The organism is Pseudomonas sp. GM79 (assembly GCF_000282495.1).
In the GTDB taxonomy this organism is placed as follows: Bacteria; Pseudomonadota; Gammaproteobacteria; order Pseudomonadales; family Pseudomonadaceae; genus Aquipseudomonas.
Map to the genome: position 1 here is coordinate 1 of NZ_AKJE01000029.1, position 18,305 is coordinate 18,305.

An 18,305-nucleotide genomic window follows, 5' to 3' on the forward strand; every position below is an offset into this window, starting at 1 on the left:
GGGAGCGGTGCCTTTCTTAGTGCTGCAGAATCTTCTCGAGGAAATGCTGCGCGCGGTCGGAGCGGGCGGTGATGTCGCCGAAGAACTCTTCCTTCTTGCAGTCTTCGATGATCTTGCCCTGGTCCATGAAGATCACCCGGTCGGCCACTTTGCGCGCAAAGCCCATTTCGTGGGTCACGCACATCATGGTCATGCCTTCGTGGGCCAGTTGCACCATCACGTCGAGTACTTCGTTGACCATTTCCGGGTCCAGCGCCGAGGTCGGTTCGTCGAACAGCATGACGATCGGGTCCATCGCCAGCGCACGGGCAATCGCCACACGCTGTTGCTGACCACCGGAGAGTTGGCCCGGATGCTTTTTGGCATGGGCGGAGAGGCCGACGCGTTCGAGCAGTTGCAGGGCTTTCTTGGATGCCTCTTCCTTGCTGCGACCCAACACCTTGACCTGTGCGATGGTCAGGTTGTCCATGATGCTCAGGTGCGGGAACAGTTCGAAATGCTGGAACACCATGCCAACGCGCGAACGCAGTTTGGGCAGGTTGGTCTTCGGGTCGGCGATGGATGTGCCATCGACGATCACGTCGCCTTTCTGGAACGGTTCCAGGGCGTTGACGCATTTGATCAGGGTGGATTTGCCGGAGCCGGACGGCCCGCACACCACAATCACTTCGCCTTTTTTGACCTCGGTGCTGCAGTCAGTCAGTACCTGGAAGTCGCCATACCACTTGTTGACATTCTTGATAGAGATCATACGGCAAACCTTTTTTGCAGACGCTTGACCAGCAGCGAGGCGGCAAAGCTGATTGTGAAGTACGTGAGACCTGCGAAGATCAGGAACTCATTGGAGCGACCGATGATGTCGCCGCTGGCACGGGAGGCATTGAGGAAGTCCACCAGACCCACCGCGTAAACCAGCGAGGTGTCCTGGAACAGGATGATGCTCTGTTGCAGCAGCAACGGGGTCATCTTGCGAAACGCTTGCGGCAGGATGATCAGTCGCATCATCTGGCCGTATTCCATACCCAACGCCTGGGCAGCGCCCATCTGACCCTTGGGGATCGACTGCACGCCAGCCCGGACGATTTCGCAGAAATACGCGGCTTCGAACATCATGAAGGCCACGATGCACGAGGCGAACGCGCCGATCGGGGTGTCTTCGCCGGTAATCCAGCGTAATACAAACGGCACCGCCAGGTAGAACCAGGTGATGACCAGCAGCAACGGGATCGAGCGGAAGTAGTTAACGTAGGCGCCGGCGATGTTCGACAGCAGTTTGTTGTGGGACAAGCGCATCAGCGCCAGGAGCGTGCCGAGGATGATCCCGCCGATCACGCCCAGGGCCATCAGCTTGAGGGTCATGATCATGCCGTTCCACAAACCCGGCAGGGACGGAATGATGCCCGAGAAGTCGAATTCCATCATTTACCCCCTACGGAAATCAGGCCCGGTACGGCGACTTTCTTCTCGACCGAACGCATCAGCAGCATCAAGCTCATGTTCAGCGTGAAGTAGATCAGCGTGGCCAGGGTGAAGGCTTCGAACAGGTTGGCGGAGAACTCGGCGGTCTGTTTGGTCTGCGCGAGCAGCTCCATCAGGCCAATCAGCGACGCGACGGAGGAGTTCTTGAAGACGTTCAAAAATTCCGAGGTAAGCGGCGGAATGATGATGCGGTAAGCCTGGGGCAGCAGCACGTTCCAGTAAATCTGCGGCAGCTTGAAACCCATGGCGCGAGCGGCGGCTTCCTGGCCGCGGGGCAGCGCCTGGATACCGGTGCGCACTTGTTCGCAAACGCGAGCGGTGGTGAACAGACCCAGGCACACGACGACGCTGAGGAACGCCGAAGTGGTGGGGTTGAGATCCTGCTTGTACCACTCCTGGATGTCCGCAGGCAGCAGGTCGGGCACCAGGAAGTACCAGATGAACAGCTGAACCAGCAGCGGCACGTTACGGAAGAGTTCGACGTAGCAGGTCGCGATGCCCGATACGATGCGATTCGGTACCGTGCGCATGACGCCCAGAATCGAGCCCAGCAGCAGCGCGATGATCCAGGCTGCGACGGCAATGGCGATGGTCCAGCCCAAACCGGAGAGGTACCAGTCGAAATAAATCTCGCTGCCCACGCCGGTGGACTTGAAGAACACGCCCCAGTCCCAGTTGTAATTCATTAGGGTCTCCCCTCGGATTCGTTCGATGTACAAATGCCCGCCTGGGGAAGCTCCGTTCCCGCCCGATCTTGAAGATCAGGCACACACGAGCGGCTCGACAGCCACCGGTTCGAGTGTTTCCAGAAAATGCCAGCAGGGAGTGACAACCCCTGAAAGGGCAAAGGCTCTCTCAGGGGATAAGGTTAGTCAGAAATCAGGATTTCTTTTCGTCAGCCGCTTTGTCGGTCGGATTGGCGATCAGGGCCTTGAGCTCTTCGCTCATCGGGAACATCAGGTTCAGGCCTTTTGGCGGAATTGGCTGCATGAACCATTTTTCGTAGATCTTGTTGATCTCGCCGGACTTGTAGGTCGCGATGATGGCGTCGTCGACAGCTTTCTTGAACGGCGCGTCGCCTTTGCGAACCATGCAACCGTAAATTTCATTGGACTGCGCAGTCCCGGTCACGGCCCAGTCGGTCGGCTTCTTGGCCTTGGCCATTTCACCGGCCAGCAAGGCGTCGTCCATCATGAAAGCCACGGCACGGCCGGTTTCCAGCATCTGGAAGGACTCGCCATGGTCTTTGGCGGAGATCACGTTCATGCCCATCTGCTTGTCGGCGTTCATCGACTTGAGGATGCGCTCGGACGTGGTGCCGGCGGTGGTCACGACGTTCTTGCCTTTGAGGTCGGCGAAGTCTTTGTATGGGGAATCTTTCTTGGACAGCAGCTTGGTGCCGATTTCGAAGATGCCGACGGAGAAGTCAACTTGCTGCTGACGTTCGACGTTGTTGGTGGTGGAGCCGCACTCGACGTCCACGGTGCCGTTCTGCACCAGCGGGATACGGGTTTGCGAGGTCACCAGGTTGTATTTGACCTGGAGGTTGGGCATGTCCAGGTCTTTCTTGATGGCTTCGACGATTTTCAGCTGGATATCGTGGGAGTAGCCAACCGGTTTGCCGGAAGCGTCCGCGATGTAGGAAAACGGAATGGAAGCGTCACGATGCCCGAGGGTGATGGTGCCGGACTCTTTGATCTTCTTCAGTGTGCCGGTGAGTTCGGCGGCGAAAACTGGAGTGCTAATCAGAGCGGCAGCAATGGCTGCGCCCAGGATATGGGGAACGATGCGCATCAAATTTTCCTCGACATTGTTTTTATATGGAGCCAGTTCATCGGCCCTTTTTGGTGCTTCGAATGCTTGCCGGCTCCTGAAGGGGTGGCGCAACGAACATTCGTCCAAGAGTGTAGAGCATGACTCGTGCCAGGCCAGGCGATATAGATCAAGTTATTGATTTATAAAGATATTAAATATTTATGGCGTGAATTTTCATGGTGAAGAATCCGGTTAACCGAATCGACTGACAAGTCGCGTTCGGAAAACCGAATGATATCTAGCGCCATGCACATATCTGCCTGTGGGAGCGGGCTTGCTCGCGAAAGCGGTCTATCGGTCGGTGGATAGGTTGAATGCTAGTCCGTCTTCGCGAGCAAGCCCGCTCCCACAGTTGATCGGCGGCGCCTGCCGGAATGCAAAAAGCCCCTGAATCATGAGATTCAGGGGCTTGGTTTTAACCGGATTCCCGATCAGGCCGCTTCGATCTTGCTGCGGTTCTGTTCGACCTTGTTCAGGTAATCTTCGAGCTTCTGCTGTTCCGCCGGGGTAGTGAACAGCCCAAGCTTTGTGCGGCGCCACAGAATGTCGTGGGCGGTGGTCGCCCATTCTTCGCTGCACAGGTAATCAACTTCGCGAGTGTAGAGACCGCCGCCGATGTGTTCGCCCAGATCATTAAGGCTTTCCACACCTTCGAGCATGCGCCAGGTGCGGCTGCCATACGTGGTGGCCCAGCGTCGGGCGATTTCGGTGGGTACCCAGTCGAACTTGTCGCGGATCCGCGAGCTCAAGGCCTGCGGGGTGGTCATGTCTTCGCCGCCGGGCAAGGTGGCGCTGGCAGTCCAGCTCGGCTTGATGTGCGCGAAGTACGGGGCCAGTTGCGCCAGCGCCGATTCCGCCAGTTTGCGGTAAGTCGTCAGTTTGCCGCCGAACACCGACAGCAGCGGCGCTTCTTCTGCACTGCCCGACAATGCCAAGGTGTAGTCGCGGGTGACGGCCGACGGGTTGTCGGATTCGTCGTTGCACAGCGGGCGAACACCGGAATAGCTGTGCAGGATATCGTCGCGGCTGATTTGCTTCTTGAAGTGGGCGTTGACCACTTTGAGCAGGTAATCGGTTTCGCCTTCGGTGATTGCAACTGCGGCCGGGTCACCGGTGTACTCGCGGTCGGTAGTGCCGATCAGGGTGAAGTGGTTCAGGTAGGGAATGGTGAACACGATGCGCTGATCTTCGTTTTGCAGAATGTGCGCGTGTTCGCCTTCATACAGCTTCGGCACGATCAGGTGGCTGCCCTGGATCAGACGGATGCCATACGGCGATTCCATCTTCAGGTCATCACGGATGAACTTGGCGACCCACGGGCCGGCTGCATTCACCAGCGCTTTGGCGCGGATCGAAAACAGGCTGCCATCGGCGCGTTCCAGGTTCAGATGCCACAGGCCTTTGGTGCGACGAGCACTGACGCAGCGGGTCTGGGTGTGAACGTGAGCGCCTTTCTCGCGGGCGGCCATGGCGTTTAGTACGACCAGGCGTGCGTCATCGACCCAGCAATCGGAATATTCGAAGCCTTTGGTGATTTCGCTTTTCAGTGCACTGTCCGGGCCGAACTTCAGGCTTTTCGAACCTTCGAGTTTTTCCCGTTTGCCCAGGTTGTCATAAAGGAACAGGCCGGCGCGGATCATCCAGGCCGGACGCAGGTGCGGGCGGTGCGGCAGCACGAAACGCATCTGCTTGACGATGTGCGGCGCCTTGGCCAGCAGCACTTCGCGCTCGGCGAGGGCTTCGCGCACCAAGCGAAATTCGTAATGTTCGAGGTAGCGCAGGCCGCCGTGGATCAGCTTGCTGCTGGCGGACGAAGTGTGGCTGGCCAGGTCATCCTTTTCGCAAAGGAACACCGAAAGACCGCGACCGGCGGCATCCGCTGCGATCCCCACGCCATTGATCCCACCACCGATGACGGCGATATCGTAAACCTCGGCGAGAGGGGGCGTAGGCAAGGTAGAAGTGGGCATCGGCTGGCCTCGGGCTTTGATTTTCTATATTTGAATTCGAACATTAATGTTCATTTACGAAAATACTAGCCCATAAAGACGCGCACAGCCAGTCAACTTCGATTGAAAATACTGATCGAAGGGCGGTTAAAGGAAAATTTACGAACATTTAGACGCGCGATTGGGCGCAAGAGGTGTGTTGTGTGGCCTGTCGCCATCGCGGGCAAGCCCGCTCCCACAGGTTACATGCAGACCCTGTGGGAGCGGGCTTGCCCGCGATGGCGTCGGTACAGACGACGAAAATGTGGGGGGGGTTAAACCACTTCCAACCGAATCTTGTGCTGGCTCAACAGTTGCGCCAAGGCTGGCGAAGGCTGCTGATCGGTGACCAGGCAATCGATCAGGCTGATCGGCCCCAGGCGAATCATGGCATTGCGCCCGAATTTGCTGGAGTCCGCCGCGAGGATTACCTGCCGGGCGTTGGCGATGATCGCCTGGGACACCCGCACTTCCTGATAATCGAAATCCAGCAAGCTGCCATCTTCATCGATGCCGCTGATGCCGACCAGGGCGAAGTCGACCTTGAACTGGTTAATGAAGTCGACACTCGCCTGACCGACCACGCCACCGTCACGCCGCACGTTGCCGCCGGTCAGCAGCACGTCGAAATCGTCCTTGGCGCTGAGCATCGAGGCCACATGCAGGTTGTTGGTGATGATCTTCAGGTGGCTGTGGTTGAGCAGCGCCCGAGCGATGGATTCGGTGGTGGTGCCGATATTGATGAACAGCGAGGCGTGATCGGGAATCTGAGCGGCAATGGCTTCGCCGATACGCTGTTTTTCATCGCGCATCTGATCGGCGCGCATGGCGTAGGCAGTGTTTTCGACGCTGGAGTCGTAGGCTGCGCCGCCGTGGTAGCGACGCAACAGATTGACTTCCGCCAGTTGATTGATATCGCGGCGGATGGTTTGCGGTGTAACGACGAACAGCTGGGCCATTTCCTCGATGCTGACATAGCCGCGCTCGCGGACCAGTTCGAGGATTTGCTGCTGACGGGGAGGCAGATTCATGGGGCTTCCTTTGGGCTGCCGTGCAAAATTTGCCCATGATGCCGCAGGAATCTGCTCCCTACCAGTTAGAACCCGACCTTGGCTTATTCAGCACCCTCATGCGGTTCCCAATCACGAGTGCGGCTGACGGCTTTTTTCCAGCCGGCGTAGAGTTTTTCCTTCGCGGTTTCGTCCAGCGTCGGTTCGAACTCGCGCTCGATCACTGCCTTGCCGCGCAACTCGTCCAGGCTGCCCCAGAAGCCACACGCCAGGCCCGCCAGGTAAGCCGCGCCCAACGCTGTGGTTTCGCGCATTTGCGGACGCTCGACCTGAGTGCCGAGGATGTCGGCCTGGAATTGCATCAGGAAGTTGTTCGCGACTGCGCCGCCGTCCACGCGCAGGGACTTGAGGCGTTCGCCGGAATCCTGCTGCATGGCGTCCAGGACGTCGCGGGTCTGGTAGGCAATCGACTCCAGCGCGGCACGAATGATGTGATCCACGCGTACGCCGCGAGTCAGGCCGAACAATGCGCCACGGGCATACGGGTCCCAGTAGGGAGCACCCAGGCCGGTGAAGGCTGGCACCAGGTACACACCGTTGCTGTCCTTGACCTTGTTGGCGAAGTATTCGGTGTCGTGGGCGTCGTTGATGATTTTCAACTCGTCACGCAGCCACTGCACGGTGGAGCCACCGTTGAACACCGCGCCTTCCAGGGCGTAGGCCACTTCGCCACGCGGGCCGCAAGCGATGGTGGTGAGCATGCCGTGTTTGGATTTCACGGCTTTGTCGCCGGTGTTCATCAGCAGGAAGCAACCGGTGCCATAGGTATTTTTCGCCTGGCCTGGCTCGACGCACATCTGGCCGAAGAGGGCCGCCTGCTGGTCGCCGGCGATACCGCCAATGGCGATGCCACTTTTGGTGTGGCCGTAGATCTCGGACGAGGATTTAACTTCCGGCAGCATCTCGCGCGGGATGTCGAGGACCTCCAGCATCTTCGCGTCCCACTCCAGCGTGTGGATGTTGAAGAGCATGGTGCGCGAGGCGTTGGTGTAGTCGGTGACGTGTACTTTACCGCCGGTAAATTTCCAGATCAGCCAGCTGTCGACGGTGCCGAACAGCAGTTCACCCTTGCGCGCACGTTCACGGCTGCCTTCGACGTTGTCGAGGATCCACTTGAGCTTGGTGCCAGAGAAGTACGGGTCGGTGACCAGGCCTGTGGTGTCGCTGATGTATTGCTCGTGGCCATCGCGCTTGAGCTGTTGGCAGATTTCGGTGCTGCGCCGGCACTGCCAGACGATCGCGTTGTAGATCGGGCGGCCGGTGGTCTTGTCCCAGACCACGGTGGTTTCGCGCTGGTTGGTGATGCCGATGGCTGCGACCTGATCGTGATGCAGGCCGGCTTGAGCCAGGGCCTCGACCATCACGGCGCTCTGGGTGGCGAAGATTTCCATCGGGTCATGTTCGACCCAACCGGCTTGCGGGTAATGCTGCGCGAATTCGCGCTGGGCGGTGCAGACCACGTTCGCGTCACGGTCGAAAATGATCGCGCGGGAGCTGGTCGTACCCTGATCGAGGGCAATGATGTAGTTCTTATTCTGTATGTCGGTCATGTCGATTGCCTTGGACGAAAATTAGGAAGTGAGGTCAGGCGCGGGACCGCATGGGCAGGATCACGCGCCAACGGTTTCAAGACGTTCTTGGTTTGCCGTCAATGGCCGGTACTGCATCCTTTGTAGCAGGTATGGCGCTGGGAAGATGACGGGCAATCAGCCCGCGATAAGCTGCAGCACCGAGGCAGGCACCGACAATCGGTGCAAAAATCGGGATCAGGAAGTACGGGATATCGCGCCCGCCAGTTAAGGAAATTTCACCCCAGCCGGCGAAGAAAGTCATCAGTTTAGGACCGAAGTCTCGGGCCGGGTTCATCGCGAAACCGGTCAGAGGGCCCATCGAGCTACCAATCACGGCAATCAGCAGGCCGATCAGCAACGGCGCCAGCGGCCCTTTGGGCAGACCGTTGTTGTCATCGGTCAACGACATGATCACGCCCATCAATATGGCGGTGATGATCACTTCAACCAAAAAGGCCTGGGCAGTGGTCAGGGCAGGATTTGGGAAAGTGGAGAACACCGAAGCCAATTCAAGGCTGGCCTGGGTGCCACGAACCATTTGGTGAGTTTGTTCGAAATCGAAGAAAAGGTTGCTGTACAGCGTGTAAACCAACAAGGCCCCGCAGAAGGCACCGGCCACCTGGGAGAAGATATAGAAAGGCAGTTTGCGCTTTTCGAAGTCAGCGAAAATGCTCAGCGCGATACTCACGGCAGGATTGAGGTGGGCACCGGAAACGCCGGCGGTGAGGTAGATCGCCATGCTGACGCCAACCCCCCAGATGATGCTGATTTCCCACAGTCCGAAGCTGGCACCCGCCACCTTGAGCGCGGCAACGCAGCCGGTACCGAAAAAGATGAGCAGTGCAGTACCCAGAAACTCGGCCATGCATTGGCTCGAGAGCGACGGTTGTTGTAAAGCAGTTGTCATTGAAAACCTCTTTTTTGTTGTTGTCTGGCGCTTTTTCATCCAGGTCAAAGCGCGATTTTCACCGAGGCAGGATCCCCATCCTGTGCTCGGCTTACTGCTGGGTGCTGCGGTGAGACATTCGTACAGTATTCAGATTCGAAAAAATATAGACAAGAAACGCTGCTGTCAAAGGTCGAAAGTGAACTGTCGGTCACATTTCAACTATTAGTCACGTGAATGACCGCATCGTTCATCAGGCAGGCCGACCGTGGACGAACGGCACAGAAGCCCGGACATGCTTTTGAAATAGCGTTGTAATAGAGCCTTTTATCGATCAATGACCTAGAATCCTGCGCAGTATTTTTTCTTCTGCCGCCAAGTCTGGAGTTGCCATGACACCCGCATTGGATTTGTTGAAAAAAGTTCGTGCCGAACATCGCGTGCACAGTTACGAACATGATCCGAAGGCAGCGTCCTATGGTCTGGAGGCCGCGGAAAAACTGGGGTTGGACCCGGCGCAGGTGTTCAAGACATTGCTGGCGGCCAGCGAAAAGGGGGAATTGTTGGTGGCGGTGGTGCCGGTCGTCGGAAGTCTGGACTTGAAGGCGCTGGCGCAGGCCGCTGGTGTGAAGAAAGTCGAAATGGCCGATCCCGCGGCTGCACAGCGGTCGACAGGTTATCTGTTAGGCGGCATCAGTCCGCTCGGGCAGAAGAAGCGCCTGCGTACCTTTATCGATCATTCGGCTCAGCCATTTTCCAGTATCTTTGTCAGCGCCGGACGGCGTGGTCTGGAAGTTGAGCTGGCGCCCGCCGTATTGGCCGAACACACCCAGGCGAAGTTCGCCGATATCGGTCGCGCCTGAGCAGAAGGTCTCGGGCGTTCAGCCCGGCGCTGTATGGTGAAAATTGATTCGCTCTGTCACTGGTGAAGGGTTCTTCGTGGCTCCATGCTCGTCGACCTGAAAAAGGGAGATGTGGCATGCAGCTAGAGTTTCATCAGGTGGACGCGTTCAGTGATCGGCCGTTCAGTGGCAACCCGGCGATGGTGTACCGGCTCGATACCTGGCTCGACGATGAGTTGATGCAAAAAATCGCCGCCGAACACAACCTTGCCGAAACCGCATTTCTGGTACGTGAGGGTTCCGTCTGGCACATCCGCTGGTTTACCCCGACCACCGAAGTCCCGTTATGCGGCCATGCGACCCTGGCCAGCGCCTATGTTCTGTTTGAAATCCATAAGGAGCCGGCCGAACGTCTGGACTTCATCTGCAAGTCCGGCCCGCTGAGTGTCAGCCGTGAGGGCACGCGCTTGTGGCTGGATTTCCCGGCCGTCGTGCCGACAGAAGTGGGCGTGACCCTGGATGTCGAGCACGCCTTGGGTGTGAAAGCAGTCGATGTGTTGGGTTCCAAAGAATTGTTCGTGGTGCTGGAGTCCGAGCAAGCCGTGCTCGATTGTCAGCCGGACATGGTTGCGCTGGCAAAACTGCCCTGGCCAGGCGCCATTGTGACGGCCAAGGGCAACACGCATGATTTTGTATCGCGGTACTTTGCGCCAGCAATCGGTATCAACGAAGACCCGGTGACCGGGTCGACCCATTGCAGCCTGATTCCGTATTGGTCGGAACGCTTGAACAAGTCGAATCTGACGGCTTATCAGTGTTCGGCGCGAGGCGGGGAGTTGTTCTGCCAGTTGGAAGGGGATCGAGTGAGTATTGGCGGTAATGCAACGCTGGTTGCGAGCGGAACACTAATGTTGGGTTAACCAAAATCCAATGTGGGAGCGGGCTTGCTCGCGAAAACGGTGTAACAGTCAACAATGATGTTGAATGTTATGGCCCCTTCGCGAGCAAGCCCGCTCCCACATGTGTTCGCGTTGTTCAGCTGGCGGTGCTGTACCGCCGAACACCGGATTCGATTACCGGAATCTGCGCCGCCGTGCTGCCGGAGGCCTGGAACAGCACCAAGTGTTCAGCCGCCACCCGAATGCCTACTTCAGCACCGACCAGATGATCGGCATGACTCGGGAAAATCGACTCCAGCTGCGCGCCCGTAGACAACTGCAAGCGGTACAGAGTCGATGCCCCCTGGAAGCTCTTGCCAACAATCTGCGCCCTCAGTGGGCTGTCCGGCGCATAGACGATATCGTCCGGACGCAACAACACGTCCACGGCGCATCCGATCGGCCAGGTGTAGGCACGGTTGCCGCGTAATTCACCCAACTCGGTCTGCACCGATTCCGGGCTGCTTAACTGGCCGCGAATGAAGTAACCCTGGCCAATGAAACTGGCCACGAATGGCGTCAGGGGTTCGTGATAGAGGTTGTAGGGCGTGTCCCACTGCTCCAGGCGACCTTCCTTGAAAACGCCCACGTGGTCACTGACCGCGAAGGCTTCTTCCTGATCGTGGGTCACCAGGATTGCACTGGTGCCGCGAGCCTTGAGAATGGCGCGTACTTCATGACTGAGCTTGCGTCGCAATTCGCCGTCCAGGTTAGAGAACGGTTCGTCGAGCAACAGCAGTTGCGGTTCCGGCGCCAGGGCGCGGGCGAGGGCGACACGTTGCTGCTGGCCACCGGACAGCTCATGGGGGAAGCGCTTGCCGAGGTTTTTCAGGTTGACCAGTTCGAGCAGCTCTTCGGTGATGCGATCCTTTTGCGGGTGCTTGCGGATCCCGAAAGCGATGTTCTCGGCCACACTCAAATGCGGAAACAGTGCGTAATCCTGAAACACCATGCCGATCCGGCGCTTCTCCGGGGCAAGGGTGAAGCCGGCGCTGGAGATGGTCTCGCCCGCCAACTGGATTTCACCTTCATGCACCGGTTCAAAACCGGCAATCGCCCGCAGGGTGGTGGTTTTGCCGCAGCCCGAAGACCCCAGCAGGCAACCGATATCCCCAGCATTCAAATGCAGGTTGAGGTTCTGCACGACCCGCTGGTTTTGGTAACCGCAGGCCAGATTGCGCAGGTTCAGCAGTAAGGTCTGGCTCATGCGTGGTGGTACGAAGGCGGGACGAGGAATTCGAGCAAGGCCTTTTGTGCATGAAGACGGTTTTCGGCTTGATCCCAGGCCACCGAACGCGAGTCGTCGAGCAGGTCGAGGCTGATTTCCTCGCCACGGTGGGCCGGCAGGCAATGCATGAACAGCACGTCCGGCGCGGCCAGGTCGAGCAGGGCACGGTTGACCTGGAACGGTGCGAACAACTTCAGGCGCTTGGCGGTTTCCTCTTCCTGGCCCATGGAGGTCCAGACGTCGGTGCTCACCAGGTGCGCACCGCGCACGGCTTCCTGCGGGTCGCGGACGATGGTCACCCGATCGCCGGCTTTAGCCACGAACTCAGGGTTGGGTTCGTAACCTTCCGGGCAGGCTATGCGCAACTGGAAGTCGAACTGGATCGCCGCTTCTATATAGCTGTTGCACATGTTGTTGCCATCGCCGATCCAGGCCACGGTCTTGCCTTGAATCGAACCACGGTGTTCGAGGAAGGTTTGCATGTCGGCCAGCAATTGGCAGGGGTGCAGGTCATCGGACAGGCCATTGATCACCGGCACGCGGGAATTGGCGGCGAATTCGGTCAGGGTACTGTGGGCAAAGGTACGGATCATCACCGCATCGAGCATGCTCGACATGACGATGGCGCAGTCGCCGATCGGCTCGCCTCGACCCAATTGGGTGTCGCGTGGCGACAGGAAGATCGCCTGGCCGCCGAGCTGGATCATGCCGGCTTCGAACGAGATGCGTGTGCGGGTCGAGGACTTCTCGAAAATCATCCCCAGGACGCGGTTTTTCAAAGGCTCGAACAGTACGCCGCGGTTACGCAGGTCCTTGAGCTCAACGCCTCGACGGATCACGCTGACCAGCTCTTCGGGCGTGCAATCCATCAGGGAGAGAAAGTGCCTTGCGCTCATCATTGACTACCTTTTTGCAACAGACCGCAGATACTCAAAGCCTTGTTTAACTGAAAAACGGGCGAGACCTGCGGCGTAAGCCGCACGGGGCGACGAAATAGGGGAAGGCGCGATATTGACATTAAATGTCGCGTTTTTCCAATGGGCTACGGTGTTTAGGGGATTTCAGAGGGGCTACGGGTGACCGCAGTAGCGCTTTTGAAGCCTGTTTCCTGACAGCAGCTAACCATTTGTACACCGCGCTCGCCGGACTTGGCAATCAAACAGGACGCGGGCGACACGCTGGCGGTCGGTTTTTGACCTGTCATTCGGACCTTTGGCGGGCAATGTGTCTTGTCCGAAACATTTGCTAAAGCAAAGTGCTGCGTTATAACTAAGGCACGAGCGACGCAGGAAGCCATCTGGAATGGAATCGAAAGAACAGCTGTTAATGGAATTACTCGGGCTTACGGCCCGCTCTCTGACTCACCTCACCGCTTCCATGACCTCGATGTCTTTCGAGTTGTTGCGCAGTGAAGACGAAGTCACGAAAGCGGCTGGCCGGCGCATGATTGACCGCATGGCCACCATCAGCGCCGGGCTCGACGAACATTGGCGACTGATCGGCGAGCTCACCGGCGTGCATGTTGCCCATGAGCAGATCGAAACCATCGAGGAGATCCAGTTGCAGGCGCCGCCGAGCCTGCCGTCGAACTGATCTTTTGCTGCCATTGGCTGGCCTGATGGCCGCCGATTCACAAGACGAACGTCGCTGGCCAAGGGGTGAGTCGCGCGCCATAGTTTTGTTCCCGCGGCCGATCTTGCCCGCCCAGAACAAAACAGAGACTGGCCATGACCAAGACTCTCCATCACCGTGCGTGCCACCTGTGTGAAGCCATCTGCGGCCTGACCATCGAAACCACCGAGGTCGAAGGCGGCGTACAGATCACCTCGATCAAGGGTGATCCACAGGACACTTTCAGCCGCGGGCACATCTGCCCCAAAGCAGTTGCCCTGCAAGACATTCAGAACGATCCGGATCGCCTGCGTCAGCCGATGCGGCGAACAGGCAGCGAATGGCAGCCTATGGAGTGGGAAGACGCTTTCAGCCTTGTAGCCGAACGCCTGGCGGCGATCCAGGAGCGTCACGGGCAGAACGCGGTGGCGGTCTATCAGGGCAATCCCAGCGTACACAACTACGGGTTGATGACCCACAGCAATTATTTCCTCGGCCTGCTGAAAACCCGCAACCGGTTTTCCGCGACATCGGTCGATCAGTTGCCCCATCACTTGACCAGCCACTTGATGTACGGCCACGGCTTGCTGCTGCCGATCCCGGACATCGATCACACCGATTTCATGCTGATCCTGGGCGGCAATCCACTGGCCTCCAACGGCAGCATCATGACCGTGCCGGATGTGGAGAAGCGCCTCAAGGCGATTCAGGCCCGGGGCGGCAAAGTCGTGGTGGTCGATCCGCGTCGCAGCGAAACAGCGGCGATGGCTGATCAGCATTTGTTCGTGCGTCCCGGTGGTGATGCGGCGCTGTTGTTCGGGCTGCTCAATACCTTGTTTGCCGAAGGCTTGACCCACGACAGTCATTTACCGGTCGATGGCCTGGATGAAGTGCGTGAGGCAATCGCAGGGTTCACCGCCGAGGCCATGAGCCCGCTGTGCGCGATACCCGCCGAGCAGATCCGCCAACTGGCACGGGACTTCGCGGCAGCGCCGACAGCGGTCTGCTACGGGCGCATGGGGGTTTCGACCCAGGCTTTCGGCACCCTGTGCCATTGGCTGGTGCAACTGATCAATCTGGTCACCGGCAACCTCGACCGGGTGGGCGGTGCGTTGTGCACCGAGCCTGCGGTGGATCTGGTGGCATCGACCTCGGGCGGTCATTTCAACCGGTGGCAGAGCCGCGTGTCCGGGCGTCCGGAATACGCGGGAGAGCTGCCGGTATCGGCGCTGGCCGAAGAGATGCTCACCGAAGGGGAAGGGCAGGTCCGCGCGCTGATCACCGTGGCGGGTAATCCGGTGCTGTCCACGCCCAATGGCCGACAACTGGAGCAGGCGCTGGACGGATTGGAGTTCATGGTCAGCGTTGACCTGTACATCAATGAAACCACGCGTTATGCCGACCTGATCCTGCCGTCGACTTCGGCGCTGGAAAACGATCACTACGACACCACGTTCAACATGTTCGCGGTGCGCAACGTCACCCGCTTTAACCGGGCGATCCTGGCCAAACCCGAAGGCGCGCTGCATGACTGGGAAATCTTCGTGGGGCTGGCCAAGGCTTTTGCAGCGAAGACTGGCAAAGAGCTGAAGCCGACCATTGCCCCCGCGCAGATGATCGACCTGGGGCTGCGGATGGGGCGGTATGGCGACGCTTCGGAACACAAACTGTCATTGGCGACCCTGTTCGATCATCCTCACGGTATCGATCTGGGCGCGCTCAAACCCAACCTGGCGCCACGCCTGAAGACCGCCAATCAGCGAGTCCAGGCAGCACCCGTCGAGATCCTCGCCGACCTGGCGCGCTTCGCGGCGCTACAAGCACCGGCTGCCGATGAGCTGCTGATGATCGGCCGCCGCCATGTGCGCAGCAACAACTCATGGATGCACAACTATCACCGTCTGGTGAAGGGCAAACCGCGCCATCAACTGCTGATGAACCCGGATGACCTGGCCAGCCGCGGGCTCCACGATGGGCAGCGAGTGCGCGTCAGTTCGCGGGTCGGGGTGATCGAGGTTGAAGTGGTCGCCAGCCTGGATATGATGAAAGGTGTGGTCAGCCTTCCTCACGGTTGGGGTCATGCGCGACCGGGTGTGCAGATGACGATTGCCAGCGCTCAACCCGGCTCCAGCGCCAATGACCTGACTGACGAATGTCAGCTCGATGAGTTGTCGGGTAATGCGGCGTTGAACGGCGTGCCGGTGACCGTGGCGGCGGCATGAATATGACTGTCGGGGAGGCCGAGCATGGCGCTCGGGTTTCCGTTACAATGCGCCACCGTGCCGACCACTGAGTCGGAAAGTTCAGCCGAGGTGCTCCATGGATATCATCGAAACGATTAAAGAGCAGATTGCCAACAACACCATTCTGCTTTACATGAAAGGCTCGCCGAATGCCCCACAGTGTGGGTTCTCCGCGAAAGCCGCTCAGGCTGTAATGGCCTGTGGCGAAAAGTTTGCCTATGTGGACATCCTGCAGAACCCGGAAATCCGCGCCAACCTGCCAAAGTACGCCAACTGGCCAACCTTCCCGCAACTGTGGGTCGGTGGTGAGCTGGTCGGCGGTAGCGACATCATGACTGAAATGGCTGCTGATGGTTCGTTGCAAGCGACGATCAAAGCCGCTGTTGAAGCTGCTGCGGCCAACAAGACCGACGCCTGATTCGCTGTTTGTGGGAGCGGGCTTGCTCGCGAAGGCGGTATGACATTCAACAGATAAGTTGACTGACCTACCGTTTTCGCGAGCAAGCCCGCTCCCACATTTGTTCCAGGGTGAGCCTGAAGTTCGGTCATTAAAAAGCCCCGCCTCTTTAAAAGAGAGCGGGGCTTTTTATTGCATCGCGATTAGCGGCGTAGCATTTACTCTTCGCCCATCTGCGACTGCAGATAGTTCTCAAGACCGACTTTGTCGATCAGGCCCAGTTGGGTTTCCAGCCAGTCGATATGTTCTTCTTCGGATTCAAGAATGTCTTCGAGCAGTTCACGGCTACCGAAGTCGCCGACAGTTTCGCAGTGAGCGATAGCGACTTTCAGATCGGCATGGCCTTCGCGTTCGATCTTCAAGTCACACTCAAGCATTTCCTTGGTGTGTTCGCCGATGTTCAGCTTGCCCAGGTCCTGGACGTTCGGCAGGCCTTCAAGGAACAGGATGCGCTTGATCAGCTTGTCGGCGTGCTTCATCTCGTCGATGGATTCGTGGTACTCGTGCTTACCGAGCTTGTTCAGGCCCCAATCTTCATACATGCGTGCATGCAAAAAGTATTGGTTGATCGCGACCAGCTCATTGGCAAGGATCTTGTTGAGATGCTGGATGACTGTAACGTCGCCTTTCATGATGGGGTCCTGCCCTGAGTAGCTGTCTATAACGCAGAGTTTGAGCCGCGTAATTAAGAGTGTCAAACCTAAGTTATTGAAACTTAAATGAAAATTAATCGGAATAAGAATGTTTTTGTTCCGCGTCTAGCGCCTAAGCGATTGATTTCCAGACATAAAAAAACCGGACATCAAGTCCGGTTCTTTGAAAGACGGTAGTTATGCGGCGGTAAATTCTGCGGGGTAGGGGATCGCCGCCTGGGCCGATTGCAGTTTGCCCAGGGTTTCACGGACCACTTCCTTGGCAAGGCAGGCGCATTTACCGCATTGGCTGGCAACGCCGGTGGCCTGACGGACTTCCCGATAGCTGCAGCAACCTTCATAGATTGCATCGCGGATTTGACCGTCGGTGACGCCAGTGCAGAGGCAGACATACATAAGTGAAAACCGTCGCTGGTTGTGACTCAATTGCGATGGATCTTAATGTTAACGAGAATGATTGTCAAAGTGGTTTCTGAAAGGTTTTCGTCATAAGGGCATGTGACTGACGAACGGTTTCTTCTCACGTTGTCAGGAGAAAAATATAGCAGCGGTCTTTTTACCTTCCAGGAAAAAAACCATTAAGGCGCTAAGGACAGGTGAAAAACGCGGTGTATGATGGTCGGCCTTTTGCGAAGCAGGTTTGTGTCACAGGGCTGTCGCCCGAGGGTGGCAGGCTGGCATGAACCCTGTTCTTCAACGTTATTACACCAGGAGATATCCAATGAGCGTACTCGTAGGCAAACAAGCCCCTGACTTCACCGTACCGGCCGTACTCGGCAATGGCGAAATCGTAGACAGCTTCACCCTGTCCTCGGCCATCAAAGGCAAATACGGCCTGGTGTTCTTCTACCCACTGGACTTCACCTTCGTTTGCCCGTCCGAGCTGATCGCTCTGGACAACCGCATGTCTGATTTCAAGGCACGCAACGTGGAAGTGGTAGCCGTTTCGATCGACTCGCACTTCACCCACAATGCCTGGCGCAACACCCCGGTCAACAATGGTGGCATCGGCGAAGTTCGCTACACCATGGCGGCCGACCTGAAGCACGAAATCGCCAAGGCCTACGACGTTGAGTCCGAAGGCGGCGTGGCTTTCCGTGGCGCGTTCCTGATCGACGACAAAGGCGTTGTCCGCTCGCAGATCATCAACGACCTGCCGCTGGGCCGTAACATCGAAGAGCTGATCCGTCTGGTCGACGCTCTGCAATTCCACGAAGAGCACGGCGAAGTTTGCCCTGCCAACTGGAAAAAAGGCGACAAAGGCATGACCGCTTCCACCGAAGGTGTTGCGGCTTACCTGACCGAGAACGCTGCTGCGCTGTAAGGCACGTTCGAGGCATAAAAAAACCGGCTGCCAAGGCCGGTTTTTTTATGGGCGGGATAAACCCAGGCTGTTCACTTGTGGCGAGGGAGCTTGCTCCCGCTGGGCAGCGAAGCGGCCCCACTCTCTTCCTGAAAGAATGGGATTGCTGCGCAGTCCGACGGGAGCAATCTCCCTCGCCACAGGTTTGCGTCTCGAGAGAT

At 57.9% G+C, this 18,305-nt stretch carries 18 protein-coding genes; 6 read left to right on the plus strand and 12 right to left on the minus strand.

Annotated features, from left to right (window positions below; genetic code table 11):
* Positions 1-16: 16 nt before the first annotated feature.
* The 8 genes from PMI36_RS21830 to PMI36_RS21795 form a co-directional block, all read right to left on the minus strand.
* Positions 17-751 carry an amino acid ABC transporter ATP-binding protein gene (locus tag PMI36_RS21830; RefSeq protein WP_008069475.1) on the minus strand — a complete coding sequence of 245 codons (735 nt, stop codon included), beginning with the start codon at positions 749-751 and terminating at the stop codon, positions 17-19.
* Entirely contained in the window at positions 748-1,419 is a 672-nt protein-coding gene (locus PMI36_RS21825) for an amino acid ABC transporter permease (RefSeq protein ID WP_008069476.1), read from the minus strand. The genes PMI36_RS21830 and PMI36_RS21825 overlap by 4 nt, the downstream gene beginning before the upstream one ends.
* Complete coding sequence (locus tag PMI36_RS21820) at positions 1,419-2,165, minus strand: amino acid ABC transporter permease (RefSeq protein ID WP_008069477.1); 747 nt, start codon at positions 2,163-2,165, stop codon at positions 1,419-1,421. Before PMI36_RS21820 ends, PMI36_RS21825 begins: the two co-directional genes overlap by 1 nt.
* 193 nt (positions 2,166-2,358) lie before the next feature.
* Positions 2,359-3,273: a glutamate/aspartate ABC transporter substrate-binding protein gene (locus PMI36_RS21815; RefSeq protein WP_008069479.1), complete on the minus strand. Its 915-nt coding sequence runs from the start codon at positions 3,271-3,273 to the stop codon at positions 2,359-2,361.
* Between the two features lie 452 nt (positions 3,274-3,725).
* Entirely contained in the window at positions 3,726-5,264 is a 1,539-nt protein-coding gene (gene glpD / locus PMI36_RS21810; RefSeq protein WP_008069481.1) for a glycerol-3-phosphate dehydrogenase, read from the minus strand.
* A gap of 293 nt (positions 5,265-5,557) precedes the next feature.
* Positions 5,558-6,313 (minus strand): DeoR/GlpR family transcriptional regulator, encoded by a 756-nt coding sequence (locus tag PMI36_RS21805; RefSeq protein WP_008069483.1) that lies wholly within the window; start codon positions 6,311-6,313, stop codon positions 5,558-5,560.
* Between the two features lie 83 nt (positions 6,314-6,396).
* Positions 6,397-7,902, minus strand: a complete 1,506-nt coding sequence (gene glpK, locus PMI36_RS21800; protein ID WP_008009318.1) for a glycerol kinase GlpK — start codon at positions 7,900-7,902, stop codon at positions 6,397-6,399.
* 76 nt (positions 7,903-7,978) lie between these two features.
* Positions 7,979-8,830: an MIP/aquaporin family protein gene (locus PMI36_RS21795; protein ID WP_008069485.1), complete on the minus strand. Its 852-nt coding sequence runs from the start codon at positions 8,828-8,830 to the stop codon at positions 7,979-7,981.
* A 371-nt stretch (positions 8,831-9,201) separates the two neighbouring features.
* Here PMI36_RS21795 and ybaK point away from each other — a divergent pair, with 371 nt between their 5' ends.
* Both ybaK and PMI36_RS21785 read left to right on the plus strand, forming a co-directional pair.
* On the plus strand, positions 9,202-9,672 hold the full coding sequence (gene ybaK / locus PMI36_RS21790) for a Cys-tRNA(Pro) deacylase (protein WP_007938929.1): 471 nt from the start codon (positions 9,202-9,204) through the stop codon (positions 9,670-9,672).
* Positions 9,673-9,788: 116 nt separating this feature from the next.
* Positions 9,789-10,571 (plus strand): PhzF family phenazine biosynthesis protein, encoded by a 783-nt coding sequence (locus tag PMI36_RS21785; RefSeq protein ID WP_008069491.1) that lies wholly within the window; start codon positions 9,789-9,791, stop codon positions 10,569-10,571.
* Between the two features lie 115 nt (positions 10,572-10,686).
* On the opposite strand, the gene PMI36_RS21780 is transcribed toward PMI36_RS21785, so the two are convergent.
* Together PMI36_RS21780 and argF are read right to left on the minus strand one after the other, a co-directional pair.
* Positions 10,687-11,796 carry an ABC transporter ATP-binding protein gene (locus PMI36_RS21780; RefSeq protein WP_008069492.1) on the minus strand — a complete coding sequence of 370 codons (1,110 nt, stop codon included), beginning with the start codon at positions 11,794-11,796 and terminating at the stop codon, positions 10,687-10,689.
* A complete protein-coding gene (argF, locus tag PMI36_RS21775; protein ID WP_032830187.1) occupies positions 11,793-12,713 on the minus strand; it encodes an ornithine carbamoyltransferase in 921 nt (306 codons plus the stop codon). The genes PMI36_RS21780 and argF overlap by 4 nt, the downstream gene beginning before the upstream one ends.
* Before the next feature lie 406 nt (positions 12,714-13,119).
* Between argF and PMI36_RS21770 the strand changes: the two genes are divergently transcribed.
* The 3 genes from PMI36_RS21770 to grxD all read left to right on the plus strand — a co-directional run bounded on the left by PMI36_RS21770 (position 13,120) and on the right by grxD (position 16,089).
* Positions 13,120-13,410 (plus strand): hypothetical protein, encoded by a 291-nt coding sequence (locus tag PMI36_RS21770; RefSeq protein ID WP_008069494.1) that lies wholly within the window; start codon positions 13,120-13,122, stop codon positions 13,408-13,410.
* Positions 13,411-13,544: 134 nt separating this feature from the next.
* Positions 13,545-15,650 (plus strand): molybdopterin oxidoreductase family protein, encoded by a 2,106-nt coding sequence (locus PMI36_RS21765; RefSeq protein WP_008069495.1) that lies wholly within the window; start codon positions 13,545-13,547, stop codon positions 15,648-15,650.
* A gap of 97 nt (positions 15,651-15,747) precedes the next feature.
* Entirely contained in the window at positions 15,748-16,089 is a 342-nt protein-coding gene (gene grxD / locus PMI36_RS21760; protein ID WP_007898513.1) for a Grx4 family monothiol glutaredoxin, read from the plus strand.
* A gap of 197 nt (positions 16,090-16,286) precedes the next feature.
* Here the strand turns inward: grxD and bfr are convergent, their stop codons facing one another.
* Positions 16,287-16,760 carry a bacterioferritin gene (bfr, locus tag PMI36_RS21755; RefSeq protein ID WP_008069496.1) on the minus strand — a complete coding sequence of 158 codons (474 nt, stop codon included), beginning with the start codon at positions 16,758-16,760 and terminating at the stop codon, positions 16,287-16,289.
* A gap of 198 nt (positions 16,761-16,958) precedes the next feature.
* On the minus strand, positions 16,959-17,177 hold the full coding sequence (locus PMI36_RS21750; RefSeq protein WP_007898511.1) for a bacterioferritin-associated ferredoxin: 219 nt from the start codon (positions 17,175-17,177) through the stop codon (positions 16,959-16,961).
* 325 nt (positions 17,178-17,502) lie between these two features.
* Between PMI36_RS21750 and PMI36_RS21745 the strand changes: the two genes are divergently transcribed.
* Entirely contained in the window at positions 17,503-18,105 is a 603-nt protein-coding gene (locus tag PMI36_RS21745) for a peroxiredoxin (protein ID WP_007898510.1), read from the plus strand.
* The last annotated feature ends 200 nt before the right edge of the window (positions 18,106-18,305 follow it).